Source organism: Pseudomonas fluorescens (genome assembly GCF_001623525.1).
Lineage (GTDB): Bacteria > Pseudomonadota > Gammaproteobacteria > Pseudomonadales > Pseudomonadaceae > Aquipseudomonas > Aquipseudomonas fluorescens_Q.
Map to the genome: position 1 here is coordinate 4,580,707 of NZ_CP015225.1, position 14,592 is coordinate 4,595,298.

The following is a 14,592-nucleotide window of genomic DNA, read 5'->3' on the forward strand; positions in this document are numbered from 1 at the left end:
CTCCCGATTGCGGTGATAGCGATAAGGGCAGTGTCAGCCAACTTGCGACTGCTTCGCAGCCGAGCGGGAGCAAGCTCCCTCGCCACGGGTTATCACAGGCATTCAATGTGCAGCTCCACCTCCCCCAAATGCCCCCCATGGGGCCCGAAACTGCGCTCGACCATCTGCCGCGTCCCATCGGCATGGACAATCAGCGCCGTACTCGCCCGCGTCCCGTAAGCCGGGCTGGCGATGAACACACTCGATAGCAGCATCTCGGTCGCCACTCCCACCCCGGTATCAGGCAGCTCAGCCACCGGAGCAGGCCGCGGGTCGTTCAGCAGCGTAAGCAGTGCCTCGGGCTGCGGATCGTCCAGCACCTCGCCCAGCGCCGCGCGGGCTTTGAGCAACTTGGGCCATGGCGTGTTCAACCCAGCGTTCGACAAGCCATAGAGCCCCTCGTCCAACCGCTGCGGCTGGGTATCGCGGGCGTTGTGGTGCCACAGCTCGACGCCATCGCCGAGCAGCAGGTTGAACCCACCATACTCGCTGGCGCGGGGCACGATTTCGCTCAAATACTCAGTAATCGAAAGATTTCCGGTCAGGAACCGCGCCACCAGTTCGCCGCGCGACTTGAATGCCGGCAACTGGCCCGGGTCTCGGATGTTGGTCAGCGCCGCAAAGCGCCCTTCGGCGCCAATGCCAAGCCAGGTGCCGCCAGCCTCCAGGTCGCGACCAGCATGCACATGGGGCGCATCAGGCCACTGGGCAAGGGGCAAGGTCGGCCGGGCGTAGAACTCGTCGCGGTTGGCCGCCACGATCAGCGGCTGGGCATGGCCGGGGCGCCAGGCAAATACGATCAGGCACATCAGGTCGTCCTGTTTAAAATACCCATCCATTGAAGATAGAGCCGAACACAGCCTCTGTGGCGAGGGAGCTTGCTCCCCCTGGGCTACGAAGAAGACCCAAAAACCAGAGGCCAGTTTTTCAGACCAGTAAGCGGGATTTTATTGGGAGGGCTTCGCCCTCCAGAGGGAGCAAGCCCCCTCGCCACAACAGCAGTTCGCCACCCAATATCTCCAGGGCTCTCAGCCCACTCTACCCAGACATGGCCCCCACATCCATCACCTTCAGTGGAGCCGGGGCCCCTGGATCCGTTACCATGCCGCTCTTATTTCGAGGATGGCCGGGGAGACGCTGGTGGAATTTGTGCTCTATCTGCTGCTCGGCGCCTGCGCCGGCGTGTTGGCCGGGTTGTTCGGCGTGGGGGGCGGGATCATCATCGTCCCGGTGCTGGTGTTCAGTTTCACCCTGCAGGGCTTCGACCCGCAGGTGCTGACGCACCTGGCCGTCGGCACCTCGCTGGCATCGATCATCTTCACCTCGGTCAATGCCGTACGCGAGCATCAACGCAAAGGCGCAGTGCGCTGGCCGGTGTTCGCCTGGATGACCGTCGGCATCCTGATCGGTGCCGGATTCGGCGCGATCACCGCCGAAGCGATTTCCGGCCCGCACCTGCAAAAGATCATCGGCGTGTTCGCCCTGATCGTTGCTCTGCAATTGGCCCTGGATTTCAAGCCCAACGCCAGTCGCAGCGTACCGGGCAAGGCCGGACTGACCCTGGCCGGCACGGTGATCGGCTGGGCCTCGGCGATTTTCGGCATCGGCGGCGGTTCGCTGACCGTGCCGTTCCTGACCTGGCGCAGCGTGCCGATGCAGCAAGCGGTCGCGACCTCATCGGCCTGCGGACTGCCCATCGCCGTGGTCAGTGCACTAAGTTTCATGATTCTGGGCTGGCACGATCCGCTGCTGCCGGCCCATAGTCTCGGTTTTGTGTATTTGCCGGCGTTGCTGGGCATCGCCCTGACCAGCATGGTCTTCGCCCGCTTCGGTGCGCGACTGGCCCATCGCCTGTCGCCGCGCTTGCTCAAGCGGCTGTTCGCCGCCTTGCTATTCTGCGTGGGCTTGAGTTTTCTGTTCTGACGCAATCCTGGCTTAATCCCGAGGTGGCAGCGTCGCCCGGGTATTTTTGACGTTTACGAGGAATATCAATGCTGCCTTACCCGCAGATCGATCCGGTGGCCTTGGCCATCGGCCCGCTGAAAATCCACTGGTACGGCCTGATGTACCTGATCGGCATCGGCGGCGCCTGGTGGCTGGCGTCGCGTCGGCTCAACCGTTTCGACCCGACCTGGAACAAGGAAAAGCTCTCGGACCTGGTGTTCTGGCTGTCCATGGGCGTGATCGTCGGCGGGCGCCTGGGCTACGTGCTGTTCTACGACCTGAGTGCGTACCTGGCCAACCCGACGCTGATCTTTGAAGTCTGGAAGGGTGGCATGTCGTTCCACGGCGGGTTCATCGGCGTAATGCTGGCGGCGTTGTGGTTCGGCAAGCGCAACAACAAATCGTTTTTCGAGCTGATGGACTTCGTCGCGCCGATGGTGCCGATCGGCCTGGGCGCCGGGCGCATCGGCAACTTCATCAATGCCGAATTGTGGGGCAAGCCGACCGACGTGCCGTGGGCGATGATCTTCCCGCCGTTCAGCGACCCGGCGCAGTTGCCGCGCCACCCGTCGCAGCTTTACCAGTTTGCCCTCGAAGGCGTGGCATTGTTCCTGATCCTCTGGCTGTTCTCGCGCAAGCCGCGGCCGACCATGGCGGTGTCGGGCATGTTCGCGCTGTTCTACGGGATCTTCCGTTTCATCGTTGAATTCGTCCGCGTACCGGACGCCCAGCTCGGCTATCTGGCGTGGAACTGGCTGACCATGGGCCAGGTGTTGTGCTTGCCGATGATCATCGGCGGCCTGGCGCTGATCTGGCTGGCTTATCATCGCGCGCCGGCTGCGGCGGCCAAGGTTTAAAATTCGAACCCCGGGGCGTTGGCCCCGGGTTCAAGGACACAGGTAACCCATGAAGCAATATCTCGAACTGGTGGCCCACGTCATCAAGAACGGCACCAAGCAGGCCAACCGCACCGGCGTGAACACCATCAGCTTCCCCGGCGCCATGCTGCGCTATGACTTGAAGGACGGCTTCCCGGCCATCACCACCCGCAAGATGGCTTTCAAGTCGGCCATTGGCGAAATGTGCGGTTTTCTCCGTGGCGTGAACAATGCCGCCGAATTCCGCGCCCTGGGCTGCAAGGTCTGGGACCAGAACGCCAACGAAAACGCCCAGTGGCTGGCCAACCCGTTCCGCCAGGGCGACGACGACCTGGGCGAGATCTACGGCGTGCAGTGGCGCAAATGGCCGGCCTACAAACAGATCCCCCTGAGCAACCCGGCGGCCATCGAGCAGACGCTGGCCCAGGGTTATCGGCAGATCGCCGAAGGCGAAGAAAATGGCCAGGCCTACGTGGTGCTGTACAAGGCCATCGACCAGGTTCGCCAATGCGTCGACACCATCATCAAGGACCCGGGCAGCCGGCGCATCCTGTTCCATGGCTGGAACTGTGCCCAGCTCGATGAAATGGCTCTGCCGCCGTGCCACCTGCTCTACCAGTTCCACCCGAATGTCGAGACCAAGGAAATCTCCCTGACCCTCTACATCCGCTCCAACGACCTGGGCCTGGGCACGCCATTCAACCTCACCGAAGGCGCCGCGCTGCTGAGCCTGATCGGCCGCCTGACCGGCTACACGCCGCGCTGGTTCACCTATTTCATCGGCGATGCCCATGTCTACGAAAACCACTTGGACATGCTCAACGAACAGCTCAAGCGCGAGCCGTTCCCGATGCCGAAACTGGTGATTTCCGAGCGCGTGCCGGCGTTTGCCGAAACTGGTGAGTACCAGCCTGAGTGGCTGGAGTTGGTGGAACCGGGCGACTTCTCCCTCGAAGGCTACCAGCACCATGCGCCGATGACCGCGCCGATGGCGGTCTGAGCCACACCACCTCTCTTGATCGCTCCCACGCTCTGCGTGGACGCTCTGCGTCACAGGGACGCGGAGCGTCCCGGGCTGCATTCCCGCGCAGAGCGCGGGAGCGATCAATGGGCTTTCAATGCCCGTGACTACGCCCCACATGCGAATGCTCCACCTCCGGCGCCACCGCACCACTGACCTCCAGCCGCTGCAAAATCCCGCATTGATCCAGGTCCGGCCCTTCACCACAGCGATGGCGCAGGTCGATCAGTTGCGTCTGCAAGGCCAGCAGGCCGTCGATGCGGGCCTTGACGTGTTGGATGTGCTCGTCGATCAGCGCGTTGACGCTTTCGCACTGGTCCTGGGGGCTGTCGCGCAGGGCCAGGAGGCTGCGGATTTCTTCCAGGGTCATGTCCAGGGTGCGGCAATTGCGGATGAACGTCAGCCGCTCGGCATGGGCCTGGGTGTAGACGCGGTAATTGCCGTCGCTACGGGCCGGTTCCGGCAGCAAGCCTTCGCGCTCGTAGTAGCGGATGGTTTCGACCTGGCAGTCGGTGATTTTCGCCAGTTCTCCGATCTTCATGATGCGGCCTCCCAAATAGGTGCTTGACCCTATAGTGACTACAGGGTCTTTACTGCGCAACAGGCACTTTTCACGGACGTCACCCGATGAGCGATTCCCTTCACACCCACAAACCCGACCACGGCCATGACCACGGGCATTCCTGCTGCGCCTCGAAAGCGGCGCCAGCGGTGGTCATCCTCGGCAAAACGCCGACGGACGGTGCGCGGCTGAGCAGTTTCCGCATCGAAGCCATGGACTGCCCCACCGAACAGACGCTGATCCAGAACAAGCTCGGCAAGCTTGAAGGCGTGCAGCGACTGGACTTCAACCTGATCAACCGCGTGCTGGGCGTAACCCACGATTTGCCCAGCGACGCGCCGATCATCAAGGCTATCGAATCCTTAGGGATGCAGGCCGAGCCGATGACTCCAGGCAAAGAGAAAGCCTCCCCTGACCTGCCCGCCCCGGCCAAGCCCTGGTGGCCGCTGGCGCTGTCCGGCGTGACGGCCTTGGGCGCCGAGTTGATCCACTTCACCAATGCCGCGCCAAACTGGGTGGTCGCACTGGTGGCGTTGGTGTCGATCCTCAGTGGCGGCCTGGGTACCTACAAGAAGGGCTGGATAGCCCTGAAAAACCGCAACTTGAACATCAACGCGCTGATGAGCATCGCCGTGACCGGCGCGGTGCTGATCGGCCAATGGCCGGAAGCGGCGATGGTGATGTTCCTGTTCACCGTGGCCGAGCTGATCGAAGCCAAATCCCTCGACCGTGCGCGCAACGCCATCAGCGGCTTGATGCAGATGGCCCCGCAACAGGCCACCGTGCAACAGGCCGATGGCAGCTGGCAGGTGCAGGACGTAAAAGTCATTGCCCTCGGTGCGCGGATACGGCTTCGCCCGGGCGAAAGGGTTGGTCTGGACGGCGACGTGGTCGCCGGTCGTTCGACCATTGACCAGGCACCGATCACGGGCGAGAGCCTGCCCGTGGAAAAAACCGTCGGCGACAAGGTGTTCGCCGGCACCATCAACCAGGCCGGCGAGCTGGAATACACCGTGACCGCAGCGGCCGATCACTCCACCCTGGCGCGGATCATCCACGCCGTGGAACAGGCCCAGGGCTCCCGCGCGCCGACCCAGCGCTTCGTCGACCAGTTCTCGAAAATCTACACCCCGGCGGTGTTTGTCCTGGCCCTGGCTGTCGCCATCATCCCACCGCTGTTCATGGGCGCCGCGTGGTTCGACTGGATCTACCGGGCGCTGGTGCTGCTGGTGGTCGCTTGCCCGTGCGCCCTGGTGATATCCACCCCCGTGACCATCGTCAGCGGCCTTGCCGCAGCGGCGCGCAAAGGCATCCTGGTCAAGGGCGGCGTGTACCTGGAAGGTGGCTACAAGCTCGACTACCTGGCCTTGGACAAGACCGGCACGCTCACCCACGGCAAGCCAGTGCAAACCGACTATGTGGCGCTGGACCCAAGCGTGGAAACCACCGCTCCAGCCCTGGCCGCCAGCCTCGCCGCCCGCTCCGACCACCCGGTTTCCCGGGCGATTGCCAACGCGGCTGTGGATAAGCAGCTGGCACAGCAGGTTGTGGATAACTTCGAGGCGCTTGCCGGGCGCGGCGTGCGCGGCGACATCGGCGGGCAGACTTATCACCTGGGCAATCACCGCCTCGTGGAAGACCTCGGCCTGTGTTCCCCCGAACTGGAAGAGAAACTCTTCGCCCTGGAAAAACAAGGCAAGTCCGTCGTGCTGCTGCTCGACGCTACAGGTCCCTTGGCGCTGTTTGCCGTGGCCGACACCGTGAAGGACTCCAGCCGCGAAGCCATCCGGCAACTGCATGACCTGGGCATCAAGACCTTGATGCTCACCGGCGACAACGCCCACACCGCCGACGCGATTGCCGCGCAGGTGGGCATGGATCAGGCTCGGGGCGACCTGTTGCCCGAAGACAAGCTGCAAGCCATTGAAGCGTTGTACGCCCAGGGTCACCGCGTCGGCATGGTCGGCGACGGCATTAACGACGCCCCGGCCCTGGCCCGTTCGGAAATCGGTTTCGCCATGGCAGCGGCCGGCACCGACACGGCCATCGAAACCGCCGATGTCGCCTTGATGGACGATGATCTGCGCAAGATCCCGGCTTTCATTCGTCTGTCGCGGCAGACTTCAAGCATCCTGAAACAGAACATTGCCTTGGCGTTGGTGATCAAGGCGATCTTTCTCGGGTTCACCTTCGCCGGGTTCGCCACCATGTGGATGGCGGTGTTCGCCGACATGGGGGTGAGTTTGCTGGTGGTGTTCAATGGGTTGCGGTTGTTGCGCAAGTAAAAGGCCTGGGTGACTGGGCTGGCCTCATCGCGAGCAAGCTCGCTCCCGCAGGATTTCGCTGAAGATCAAGCCCCGCAGAAACCCGTGGCGAGGGAGCTTGCTCCCGCTTGAGTGCGAAGCGCTCATCGCTTATAGGGCTGCTTCGCAGCCCAGCGGGAGCAAGCTCCCTCGCCACAGAAGCAGTGCAAAGCCAGCTCCCGTCGATCAATCGCGCTTCGGCTCGCGGATCTTGTACCAGGCCACATACAGCGCCGGCAGGAACAGCAGCGTCAGTAGGGTGGCGATGATGATCCCTCCGATCATCGCGTAGGCCATCGGCCCCCAGAACACTTCCCGGGCAATCGGGATCATCCCCAGGCTCGCCGCGGCGGCTGTGAGCAGGATCGGCCGGCGCCGGTGTTCGGTGGCCTCCACCACCGCATCCCAGGGCTCGTAGCCGTCACGTTCGTATTCATCGATCTGGGTCACCAGGATCACCGAGTTACGGATGATGATGCCGATCAACGCGAGGATCCCGAGGATCGCCACAAAGCCCATGGGCGTGCCCGTCGGCACCAGCGCCAGCACCACGCCGATCAACCCGAGGGGCGCGACGCTCGCCACGAGGAACAGCTTCTGCACGCTGTGCAACTGAATCATCAGGAAGGTCGCCATCAAGAACAGCATCAACGGCACGACACTGGCGATCGGCCCTTGGGCCTTGCTGCTCTCTTCCACCGTACCGCCCGTGGCGACCTTGTAGCCCACAGGCAGGCCGGCGGCGAACTTGTCGATGGCCGGTTGCAGTTGCTTGACCAGGTCGGTGGGCTGGATCTCGTCGCGCACGGCAGCCTTGATGGTGATGGTGGGCTTGCGGTCACGACGCCACACCAAGGGCTGTTCCAGTTCATAGCGCACCGTGGCGAACGCCAGCAACGGAATCGAGGTGCCGCCCGGGGTGACGATTTGCAGGTTCTGCAGGGTTTCCGGCGAACCACGCTCGGCATCTTCGGCACGGCCGACTACGTCGATCAGGTAAATATCGTCGTTGACCTGGGTTACGGGCGAACCGCTGACGATGCTGTTCATCAGCCTGGCCACATCATCGGAAGACAAGCCCAACTGCCGCGCCTTGTCCTGGGCGATGTCGATGCGCAGCACCTTGCCCGGTTCGTTCCAGTCGTAAATGATTTCGCCAATATGCGAGTTCTTGTCCAGCTCGGTGGCCAGCTCGATCGCATGCTTGCGCACCTGGTCGATGTCCTTGCCGCTGACCCGGTACTGAATCGGCCGGCCCACCGGCGGGCCCATTTCCAGGGCTTGCACGTAGCTGCCAATCCCGACGAAATCCTCACGCAGACGCTTTTGCAGGCGCTCGGTGAGGGCCGTGCGCGACTCCAGGCCTTTGCTGACAATCACCAGTTGCGCGTAGTACGGGTTCTGCAGTTGCTGGTCCAGCGGCAGGTAAAAGCGAATCGCGCCTTCGCCGATGTAGGTGCTCCAGCGCTCGATATCCGGGTCGCCCTTGAGGGTCGCTTCCAGGCGATCGACCGCCCGGCGGGTCTCGTCCATCGAAGCGTTTTGCGGCAGGTTGAGGTCCACCAGGATTTCCGGCCGGTCCGAGGAAGGGAAGAACTGGTTCTGCACGAAACGCATGCAAAACACCGACAGCACGAACAGCAACACGGTGATGCCGATGGCCCACCAGCGATTGCGCATCGCCCACAACAGGCCACCGTTGAACGCCCGGCCGATTCGCCCCGGCTCGGCGCTGTGGGGTTTCACGTTGGTACTGAGGATGTGCACGCCGATCACCGGGGCAAATAACACCGCGACGATCCATGACACCAGCATCGCCACCGCGATGACCGCGAACAGGGTGAAGGTGTACTCACCCGCAGAACTGGCGTTCAGGCCGATGGGCACGAAACCGGCCACGGTCACCAGGGTCCCGGTGAGCATCGGGAATGCCGTCGAGGTATAGGCGAACGTCGCGGCCTGGTCCTTGCTGTCGCCTTTTTCCAGGCGCGTGACCATCATTTCCACGGTGATCATCGCGTCGTCCACCAGCAGGCCGAGGGCGATGATCAACGCACCGAGGGAAATCCGCTGCATGGTTATGCCGCTATATTCCATGAACAGGAAGACCATCGCCAGTACCAGCGGAATCGAGCAGGCCACCACCAGTCCGGCCCTGACGCCGAGGCTGACGAAGCTGACGACCAGGACGATAATCACCGCCTCGAACAAGGCACTGGTGAAGCCGCCGACCGCCTCTTCCACCACTTCGGCCTGGTCCGACACGGTATGCACGCCAACGCCCACCGGCAGGTCAGCGGTCAGCTCGCTCATGCGCGCATGCAGCGCCTTGCCGAAATCCTGGATGTTGCCGCCCTTCTTCATTGCGATGGCGAGGCCGATGGCCGGTGTACCGTTGAAACGGAACATCGGCGTGGCAGGGTCAACGTAACCGCGGCTGATGTCGGCGATGTCGGCCAGCCGATAGAAGCGGTCATTGAGCCGCAAGTTGACGTTGGCCAGGTCTTTTTCGGATTGGAACTGCCCGGACGTGCGCACGGAAATCCGCTCGGGCCCGGCATCGATCACCCCGGCCGGGGTCACGGCGTTCTGGGTTTGCAGGCTCTGCACGACCTCGCGCTGGTCGATCCCCAGCGCGGCAAGTTTGCGCGTGGAGAAGTTCAGGTAGAGCACTTCGTCCTGCTCGCCCACCATCTCGACCTTGCCCAGGCCCGGGACGTCATGGATCTCGGCGCGCACCTGTTCCACGTAGTCGCGCAACTGGCGCATCGACAGGCCGTCGCCAGTGAAGGCGTACACCGAACCGTAGACATCGCCGAACTCGTCGTTGAACCCGGGCCCTTGCAGGCCGTCAGGAAAATCGCCGCGAATGTCGTTGATCTTCTTGCGCACCTGGTACCAGATCTCGGGAATTTCCTTGGCTGCGGTGGTGTCGAGCAGGTACACGAACACCGTCGATTCTCCCGGTCGGGTGTAGCTTTTGACATAGTCGAGGGAATCGAGCTCTTCGAGCTTCTTCTCGATGCGGTCGGTGACCTGCCTGAGGGTTTCTTCCTGGGTCGCGCCAGGCCAACGGGTCTGGATGACCATGGTCTTGATCGTGAACGATGGGTCTTCTTCGCGCCCCAGGTTCATGTACGAAAACACGCCCATCAACAACGCCACGAACATCAGGTACCAGACGAACGACTGATGCCGCAGGGCCCATTCGGACAGATTGAAAGGCCCTTTCATCGTACATCCTCGTCGAGTTTCACTTTCTGCCCCGGCTGGAGACTGTTCACCCCGGCGCTCACCACGCGATCGCCGGCCTTGATGCCGTTGGCCACCAGCACCGAGCTGGCCGAACGTTCGAGAATCCGCACGTCACGGGGTGAGACGGTCTGGCTGTGCGGGTCGACCAGCCAGATCCGCGCCTTGCCGTCGATCTCTTGCAACGCGCTGAGTGGCAGCTCGATGCGCGGTTCGATGGTCGAGCTCAGGGTCACGCTGATGGCCGTGCCCAGGCGAAAACCTGGTGGTGTATCGGCCAATGTCAGGCGCGCGCGGCGGGTACGGGTGGCGCTCTGGGCCTGGGGTTCGATCTCGCGCACGGTGGCGGTGGTGTGGATGCTCGGGTCCATTTGCGCGGTGACTTCGAACACCACATCGGCGGGCAGCCGGTCGACGAGATCGGCCGGCAGGTCGATCACTGCCTCCTTGATGTCCGGGCGGGCCAGGGTCACCACTTGCTGGCCGGCGGTGACCACCTGCCCGGCTTCGGCATTCCAGGCCGTGACGACAGCGTCGTGGTCGGTGTGCAGTTCGCTGTAGTTGAGCTGGTCGCGGGCCTGCTCCACCGAAGCCCGGGCCTGTTCAAGGGACGCGCCGGTAGTTTTCAAGTCGGTCTGGGCAATGTCCAGTTGCGCCTGGGCACCGACGCCACGGTCGAACAATTGCTGCTGGCGGCGGGCATTGGCCTGGGCATTGATGTACTGCGCCTCGATCCGCGCCAGATCGCCCTGGGCGGCGCGCAATTGGTTCTGCTGGTCGGTAGGGTCGAGCGTGGCAAGCAGGTCGCCCTTCTTCACTTCAGCGCCGACGTCGACATTGCGGCTGGCGATCCGTCCTGGCACGCGGAAACCCACGTTGCTCTCGTAGCGGGCCTGGATATTCCCGGCGAACCGCCCAAGCGCCTGCTGGTCGAGGGCCCTGACTTCAATTGACAACACTGGGCGCACCGGTTCGGGTGGCGCTTCTTCCTGGGAGCAGGCGGCCAGCAAGAGGCCGACCGAGACCATCCATAAACCCTTCATGGCTGGACTCCCGGCGTGGTTTTTCCAGAGGTGTTTTCAGCGATCTCGACGCGTACGCCGGGGTGTAGCAATTGCCCGCCCGCGATGATGATTTTCTCACCGCCCTTGAGGCCATCGCTGACGATGACTTTGCCGGTCAGGTAGCGGCCGACGGTCACCGTTTGCAACTGCGCCTTGCCCTCGCTGTCCACCAGCCACACGGCCGGCTCACTGAGGTTCTTGGTCAGGGCCGACCAGGGCAGCTCGAAGGCGGTCTTGCCGGCGGCTTTAGCCGTGGCACTGACCACCGAGCCCAGGCGCATGCCTTCGGGCAGATCATCGAGGGTGACCTTGACCTGCACGGTGCCGGTCTGGGCAGACACCGCCGGGGTGATCTCGCGCACCGTGCCGGTGGTCTTGATGGCGGGGTTATCCAGCAGACTGATGATGATCGCAGGGTCCGATGGCGGTTCGCTCAGCAGCGACTCGTAGATGTTGAACACTGCGTCGCGTTCGCCATCCCGGGCCAGGCTGAAGATCGGCTCCGTCGCCTGCACCACTTGGCCGACTTCCGCCTGGCGCGCGGTGATGATGCCCGGGGCCTCGGCAATCAGTGCGGTGTAGCTCAGTTGTTCGCGGGCGTTGGCCAGTTGGGCCTGGGCAGCGGTCAGCGCACTCTGGCTGCTGCGCAGTTGAGCCTGGGCGGCGTCGTATTCGCTCTGGCTGGTGTAGCCCTTGGGCAAGAGTTTCTGCTGGCGCACGAACGCCGCCGCACTCTGCTTGACCCGCGCCTGCTCGGCGGCCACCTGGGCCGCTGCGGAGTCGACGTTGGTCTGCAGGTCCCGAGGATCGAGCCGGGCCAGCACTTGCCGGGCCGAAACCCGGGCGCCGACATCGACCTTGCGCTCGATGATCTTGCCACCCACGCGAAACGACAGATCAGCCTGCACCCGCGCCTGGACATCGCCGGTCAAGGTCACCGAAGCGGCGTATTCGCTGGGCACGGCTTGCTGCACGAAAACCCGCGGCAGGGCTTTTTCCACAGGTTTTTCATCGCCGCATCCGGCCAGCAGTACACAGAGGCCCAGGCCGACTACGAGTTTGATTCGGGGACCAGCCATGCAGACTCCTTTGCGCTGTACGGACGTACCAGTGACGATACGACTGTGAGCTTAGAACAGGGTTCAACGAATACAATGGACGCAACAAATCGGGCAAACTGATCGCCTCCCTATGGACCCCCAGCAGCAGGAGTCTGCTCATGCTCAAGACCCTGGCGGTGGCCAATTACCGATCCATCAACAAGCTGGTAATCCCCCTGGGCCGGCTGAACCTGATCACCGGTCCCAACGGCAGCGGCAAGTCCAATCTGTACCGCGCCCTGCGCCTGTTGGCAGAGACAGCCCAGGGCGGGGTGGTCAACGCCCTGGCCCGCGAAGGCGGACTGGACTCGACCTTCTGGGCCGGGCCGGAAGAAATCAGCCGGCGCATGCGTAACGGCGAGGTGCCGGTCCAGGCGATTGTGCGCCAGGGCACCAAGCGCCTGCGCCTGGGCTTCGCTGGGGAGGACTTCAGCTATTCGATCGCCCTGGGCTTGCCAGAGCCCAGTCGTTCAGCATTTTCACTGGACCCTGAAATCAAGCGCGAATGCATCTGGGCCGGCCCGGTGTTTCGGCCGGCCAGCCTGCTGGTGGACCGCAACGGGCCGATGATCCGTGCCCGCGAAGGCCGCTCCTGGGATGTGCTGGCCCAGCACACGCCGACCTTCGACAGCCTGTTCGACCAGGTCGGCAGCCTGCGCACTTCGCCAGAGGTCTTGCAGATGCGCGAGTTCATTCGGCGCTGGCGCTTCTACGATCATTTTCGCAGCGATGCCGACGCCCCGGTGCGCCAACCACAACTGGGCACCCGCACGCCGGTGCTGCACCACGACGGGCGCGACCTCGCCGCCGCGCTGCAGACGATCCTGGAAATCGGTGACATCGAGGCCTTGCATGCCGCCATCGGCGACGCGTTCCCCGGTGCCCACCTGCACATCGAGAAACTGCAAGGCGGACGTTTCGCTATCGCGTTTCAACAGCATGGCCTGCTGCGCCCGCTGTCCGCCGCCGAACTGTCGGACGGGACCCTGCGCTATCTGCTACTGGTGGCCGCCCTGCTCACACCACGACCACCCTCGCTGATGGTGCTCAACGAACCGGAAACCAGCCTGCACCCCGATCTGTTGCCGGCCTTGGCGCGGCTGATCATCCGGGCTTCAGTCAATTGCCAGGTCTGGGTGGTGTCCCACGCCACGCGCCTGATCGCCGCCCTGGAGCAGGATGAAGACTGCAATTGCATCGTGCTGGAAAAGGAGCTTGGGCAGACCGGGATTGTCGGGCAACGGATGTTGGATGAGCCGGCGTGGCATTGGCCGGATTGACTGGCGCCCGATCAACCGAGTCGCGAGCAAGCTCGCTCCCACAATTAAAACGCGAGCACAAAAAACGCCGACGCTGTATCAGCCGTCGGCGCTTGAAACCGTGACAAGGTTCAGCCCGCGAATCAGAACGCCGGCAGTACCGCGCCGCTGTATTTCTTCTCGATGAACGCCTTCACTTCAGGGCTGGTCAGGGCCTTGGCCAGCTTCTGGATGGCCGGGCTGTCCTTGTTGTCCGGACGGGCCACCAGGAAGTTGACGTAAGGCGAATCCGCGCCTTCGATTACCAGTGCGTCCTTGGCTGGGTTAAGACCCGCTTCCAGGGCATAGTTGGTGTTGATCAGGTCCAGGTCGACCTGGTCCAGCACGCGCGGCAGCATGGCCGACTCCAGTTCCTTGAACTTGAAGTTGTGCGGGTTCTTGGCGATATCTTTCGGGGTCGCCAGAGCGTTTTTCGGGTCTTTCAACTCGATCAGCCCAGCCTTCTGCAGCAGGATCAGGGCACGGCCGCTGTTGCTGCCTTCGTTTGGCAATGCGATGGTCGCGCCATTCGGCAGATCAGCCAGTTTTTTGTACTTCTTCGAGTAGCCGCCGAACGGTTCGACGTGAACGCCGATCACGGTCACCAGATGGGTGCCTTTGCCTTCGTTGAAGTTCGTCAGGTACGGCAGGGTCTGGAAGTAGTTGGCGTCCAGGCGCTTCTGATCAACCTGTACGTTGGGTTGGACGTAGTCGGTGAAGACCTTGATTTCCAGGTCCACACCTTCTTTGGCCAGGGCCGGCTTGATCAGCTCGAGGATTTCAGCGTGGGGTACCGGGGTGGCGGCCACGACCAGTTTTTCCGCGGCCTGGGCCAGGCCAGAGGCCAGGGCTGCCGCCAATGCGGTGAACAACAGAACCTTTTTCATGCGGTGTCCTTATCGAAAATCACTGTCGTCATGGACGACGGCCAAAAGTGGAGTGCCAGTGAAGTGCTATCGCTGGCGTGATGCGGACAATACCGACATTTTTTATTCCTTAACAATATCTTTTGTTCAAGTTCATATTCATTTTCCTCATATAGCTAACACCGTTTTTGTGGCGAGGGAGCTTGCTCCCGCTCGGTTGCGCAGCAACCGCAAGATCTTGGGGCCGCTACGCAGCCCAGCGGGA

11 protein-coding genes are annotated in these 14,592 nt (G+C 62.9%); 5 read left to right on the forward strand and 6 right to left on the reverse strand.

Annotated elements, in window-relative coordinates:
- Positions 1-92: 92 nt before the first annotated feature.
- Complete coding sequence (locus TK06_RS19725; protein WP_063323449.1) at positions 93-848, reverse strand: NRDE family protein; 756 nt, start codon at positions 846-848, stop codon at positions 93-95.
- Positions 849-1,179: 331 nt separating this feature from the next.
- Here TK06_RS19725 and TK06_RS19730 point away from each other — a divergent pair, with 331 nt between their 5' ends.
- The 3 genes from TK06_RS19730 to TK06_RS19740 all read left to right on the forward strand — a co-directional run bounded on the left by TK06_RS19730 (position 1,180) and on the right by TK06_RS19740 (position 3,861).
- The gene (locus TK06_RS19730) at positions 1,180-1,962 is read left to right on the forward strand and encodes a sulfite exporter TauE/SafE family protein (RefSeq protein WP_057450605.1); all 783 of its coding nucleotides are present in this window, start codon (positions 1,180-1,182) and stop codon (positions 1,960-1,962) included.
- A 68-nt stretch (positions 1,963-2,030) separates the two neighbouring features.
- The gene (gene lgt, locus TK06_RS19735; RefSeq protein ID WP_053117240.1) at positions 2,031-2,840 is read left to right on the forward strand and encodes a prolipoprotein diacylglyceryl transferase; all 810 of its coding nucleotides are present in this window, start codon (positions 2,031-2,033) and stop codon (positions 2,838-2,840) included.
- 49 nt (positions 2,841-2,889) lie between these two features.
- Positions 2,890-3,861 carry a thymidylate synthase gene (locus TK06_RS19740; protein WP_063323450.1) on the forward strand — a complete coding sequence of 324 codons (972 nt, stop codon included), beginning with the start codon at positions 2,890-2,892 and terminating at the stop codon, positions 3,859-3,861.
- Between the two features lie 115 nt (positions 3,862-3,976).
- On the opposite strand, the gene cadR is transcribed toward TK06_RS19740, so the two are convergent.
- Positions 3,977-4,423 carry a Cd(II)/Pb(II)-responsive transcriptional regulator gene (gene cadR, locus TK06_RS19745; RefSeq protein WP_003196623.1) on the reverse strand — a complete coding sequence of 149 codons (447 nt, stop codon included), beginning with the start codon at positions 4,421-4,423 and terminating at the stop codon, positions 3,977-3,979.
- 86 nt (positions 4,424-4,509) lie between these two features.
- Between cadR and TK06_RS19750 the strand changes: the two genes are divergently transcribed.
- A complete protein-coding gene (locus TK06_RS19750; protein WP_063323451.1) occupies positions 4,510-6,729 on the forward strand; it encodes a heavy metal translocating P-type ATPase in 2,220 nt (739 codons plus the stop codon).
- Between the two features lie 204 nt (positions 6,730-6,933).
- Here the strand turns inward: TK06_RS19750 and TK06_RS19755 are convergent, their stop codons facing one another.
- Genes TK06_RS19755 through TK06_RS19765 form a run of 3 tightly spaced genes read right to left on the reverse strand, consistent with a single transcriptional unit; the run spans position 6,934 to position 12,142 of the window.
- Positions 6,934-9,981, reverse strand: coding sequence for an efflux RND transporter permease subunit (locus tag TK06_RS19755; protein ID WP_063323452.1), 3,048 nt, complete (start codon positions 9,979-9,981; stop codon positions 6,934-6,936).
- Positions 9,978-11,042 (reverse strand): efflux RND transporter periplasmic adaptor subunit, encoded by a 1,065-nt coding sequence (locus TK06_RS19760; RefSeq protein WP_063323453.1) that lies wholly within the window; start codon positions 11,040-11,042, stop codon positions 9,978-9,980. Before TK06_RS19760 ends, TK06_RS19755 begins: the two co-directional genes overlap by 4 nt.
- The gene (locus TK06_RS19765) at positions 11,039-12,142 is read right to left on the reverse strand and encodes an efflux RND transporter periplasmic adaptor subunit (RefSeq protein WP_063323454.1); all 1,104 of its coding nucleotides are present in this window, start codon (positions 12,140-12,142) and stop codon (positions 11,039-11,041) included. Before TK06_RS19765 ends, TK06_RS19760 begins: the two co-directional genes overlap by 4 nt.
- Before the next feature lie 140 nt (positions 12,143-12,282).
- Here TK06_RS19765 and TK06_RS19770 point away from each other — a divergent pair, with 140 nt between their 5' ends.
- Positions 12,283-13,443, forward strand: a complete 1,161-nt coding sequence (locus tag TK06_RS19770; protein WP_063323455.1) for an AAA family ATPase — start codon at positions 12,283-12,285, stop codon at positions 13,441-13,443.
- Positions 13,444-13,565: 122 nt separating this feature from the next.
- Here the strand turns inward: TK06_RS19770 and TK06_RS19775 are convergent, their stop codons facing one another.
- Positions 13,566-14,348 (reverse strand): MetQ/NlpA family ABC transporter substrate-binding protein, encoded by a 783-nt coding sequence (locus TK06_RS19775; protein ID WP_003196610.1) that lies wholly within the window; start codon positions 14,346-14,348, stop codon positions 13,566-13,568.
- Between the last annotated feature and the right edge of the window lie 244 nt (positions 14,349-14,592).

What these genes read in the sequence shown, in the direction of transcription:
- TK06_RS19755 (WP_063323452.1), bottom strand. Translation starts at nt 9,981, where the DNA reads ATGAAAGGGCCTTTCAATCTGTCCGAATGGGCCCTGCGGCATCAGTCG.
- TK06_RS19770 (WP_063323455.1), top strand. Translation starts at nt 12,283, where the DNA reads ATGCTCAAGACCCTGGCGGTGGCCAATTACCGATCCATCAACAAGCTG.
- TK06_RS19750 (WP_063323451.1), top strand. Translation starts at nt 4,510, where the DNA reads ATGAGCGATTCCCTTCACACCCACAAACCCGACCACGGCCATGACCAC.
- TK06_RS19760 (WP_063323453.1), bottom strand. Translation starts at nt 11,042, where the DNA reads ATGAAGGGTTTATGGATGGTCTCGGTCGGCCTCTTGCTGGCCGCCTGC.
- TK06_RS19740 (WP_063323450.1), top strand. Translation starts at nt 2,890, where the DNA reads ATGAAGCAATATCTCGAACTGGTGGCCCACGTCATCAAGAACGGCACC.
- TK06_RS19725 (WP_063323449.1), bottom strand. Translation starts at nt 848, where the DNA reads ATGTGCCTGATCGTATTTGCCTGGCGCCCCGGCCATGCCCAGCCGCTG.
- TK06_RS19765 (WP_063323454.1), bottom strand. Translation starts at nt 12,142, where the DNA reads ATGGCTGGTCCCCGAATCAAACTCGTAGTCGGCCTGGGCCTCTGTGTA.
- cadR (WP_003196623.1), bottom strand. Translation starts at nt 4,423, where the DNA reads ATGAAGATCGGAGAACTGGCGAAAATCACCGACTGCCAGGTCGAAACC.
- TK06_RS19775 (WP_003196610.1), bottom strand. Translation starts at nt 14,348, where the DNA reads ATGAAAAAGGTTCTGTTGTTCACCGCATTGGCGGCAGCCCTGGCCTCT.
- lgt (WP_053117240.1), top strand. Translation starts at nt 2,031, where the DNA reads ATGCTGCCTTACCCGCAGATCGATCCGGTGGCCTTGGCCATCGGCCCG.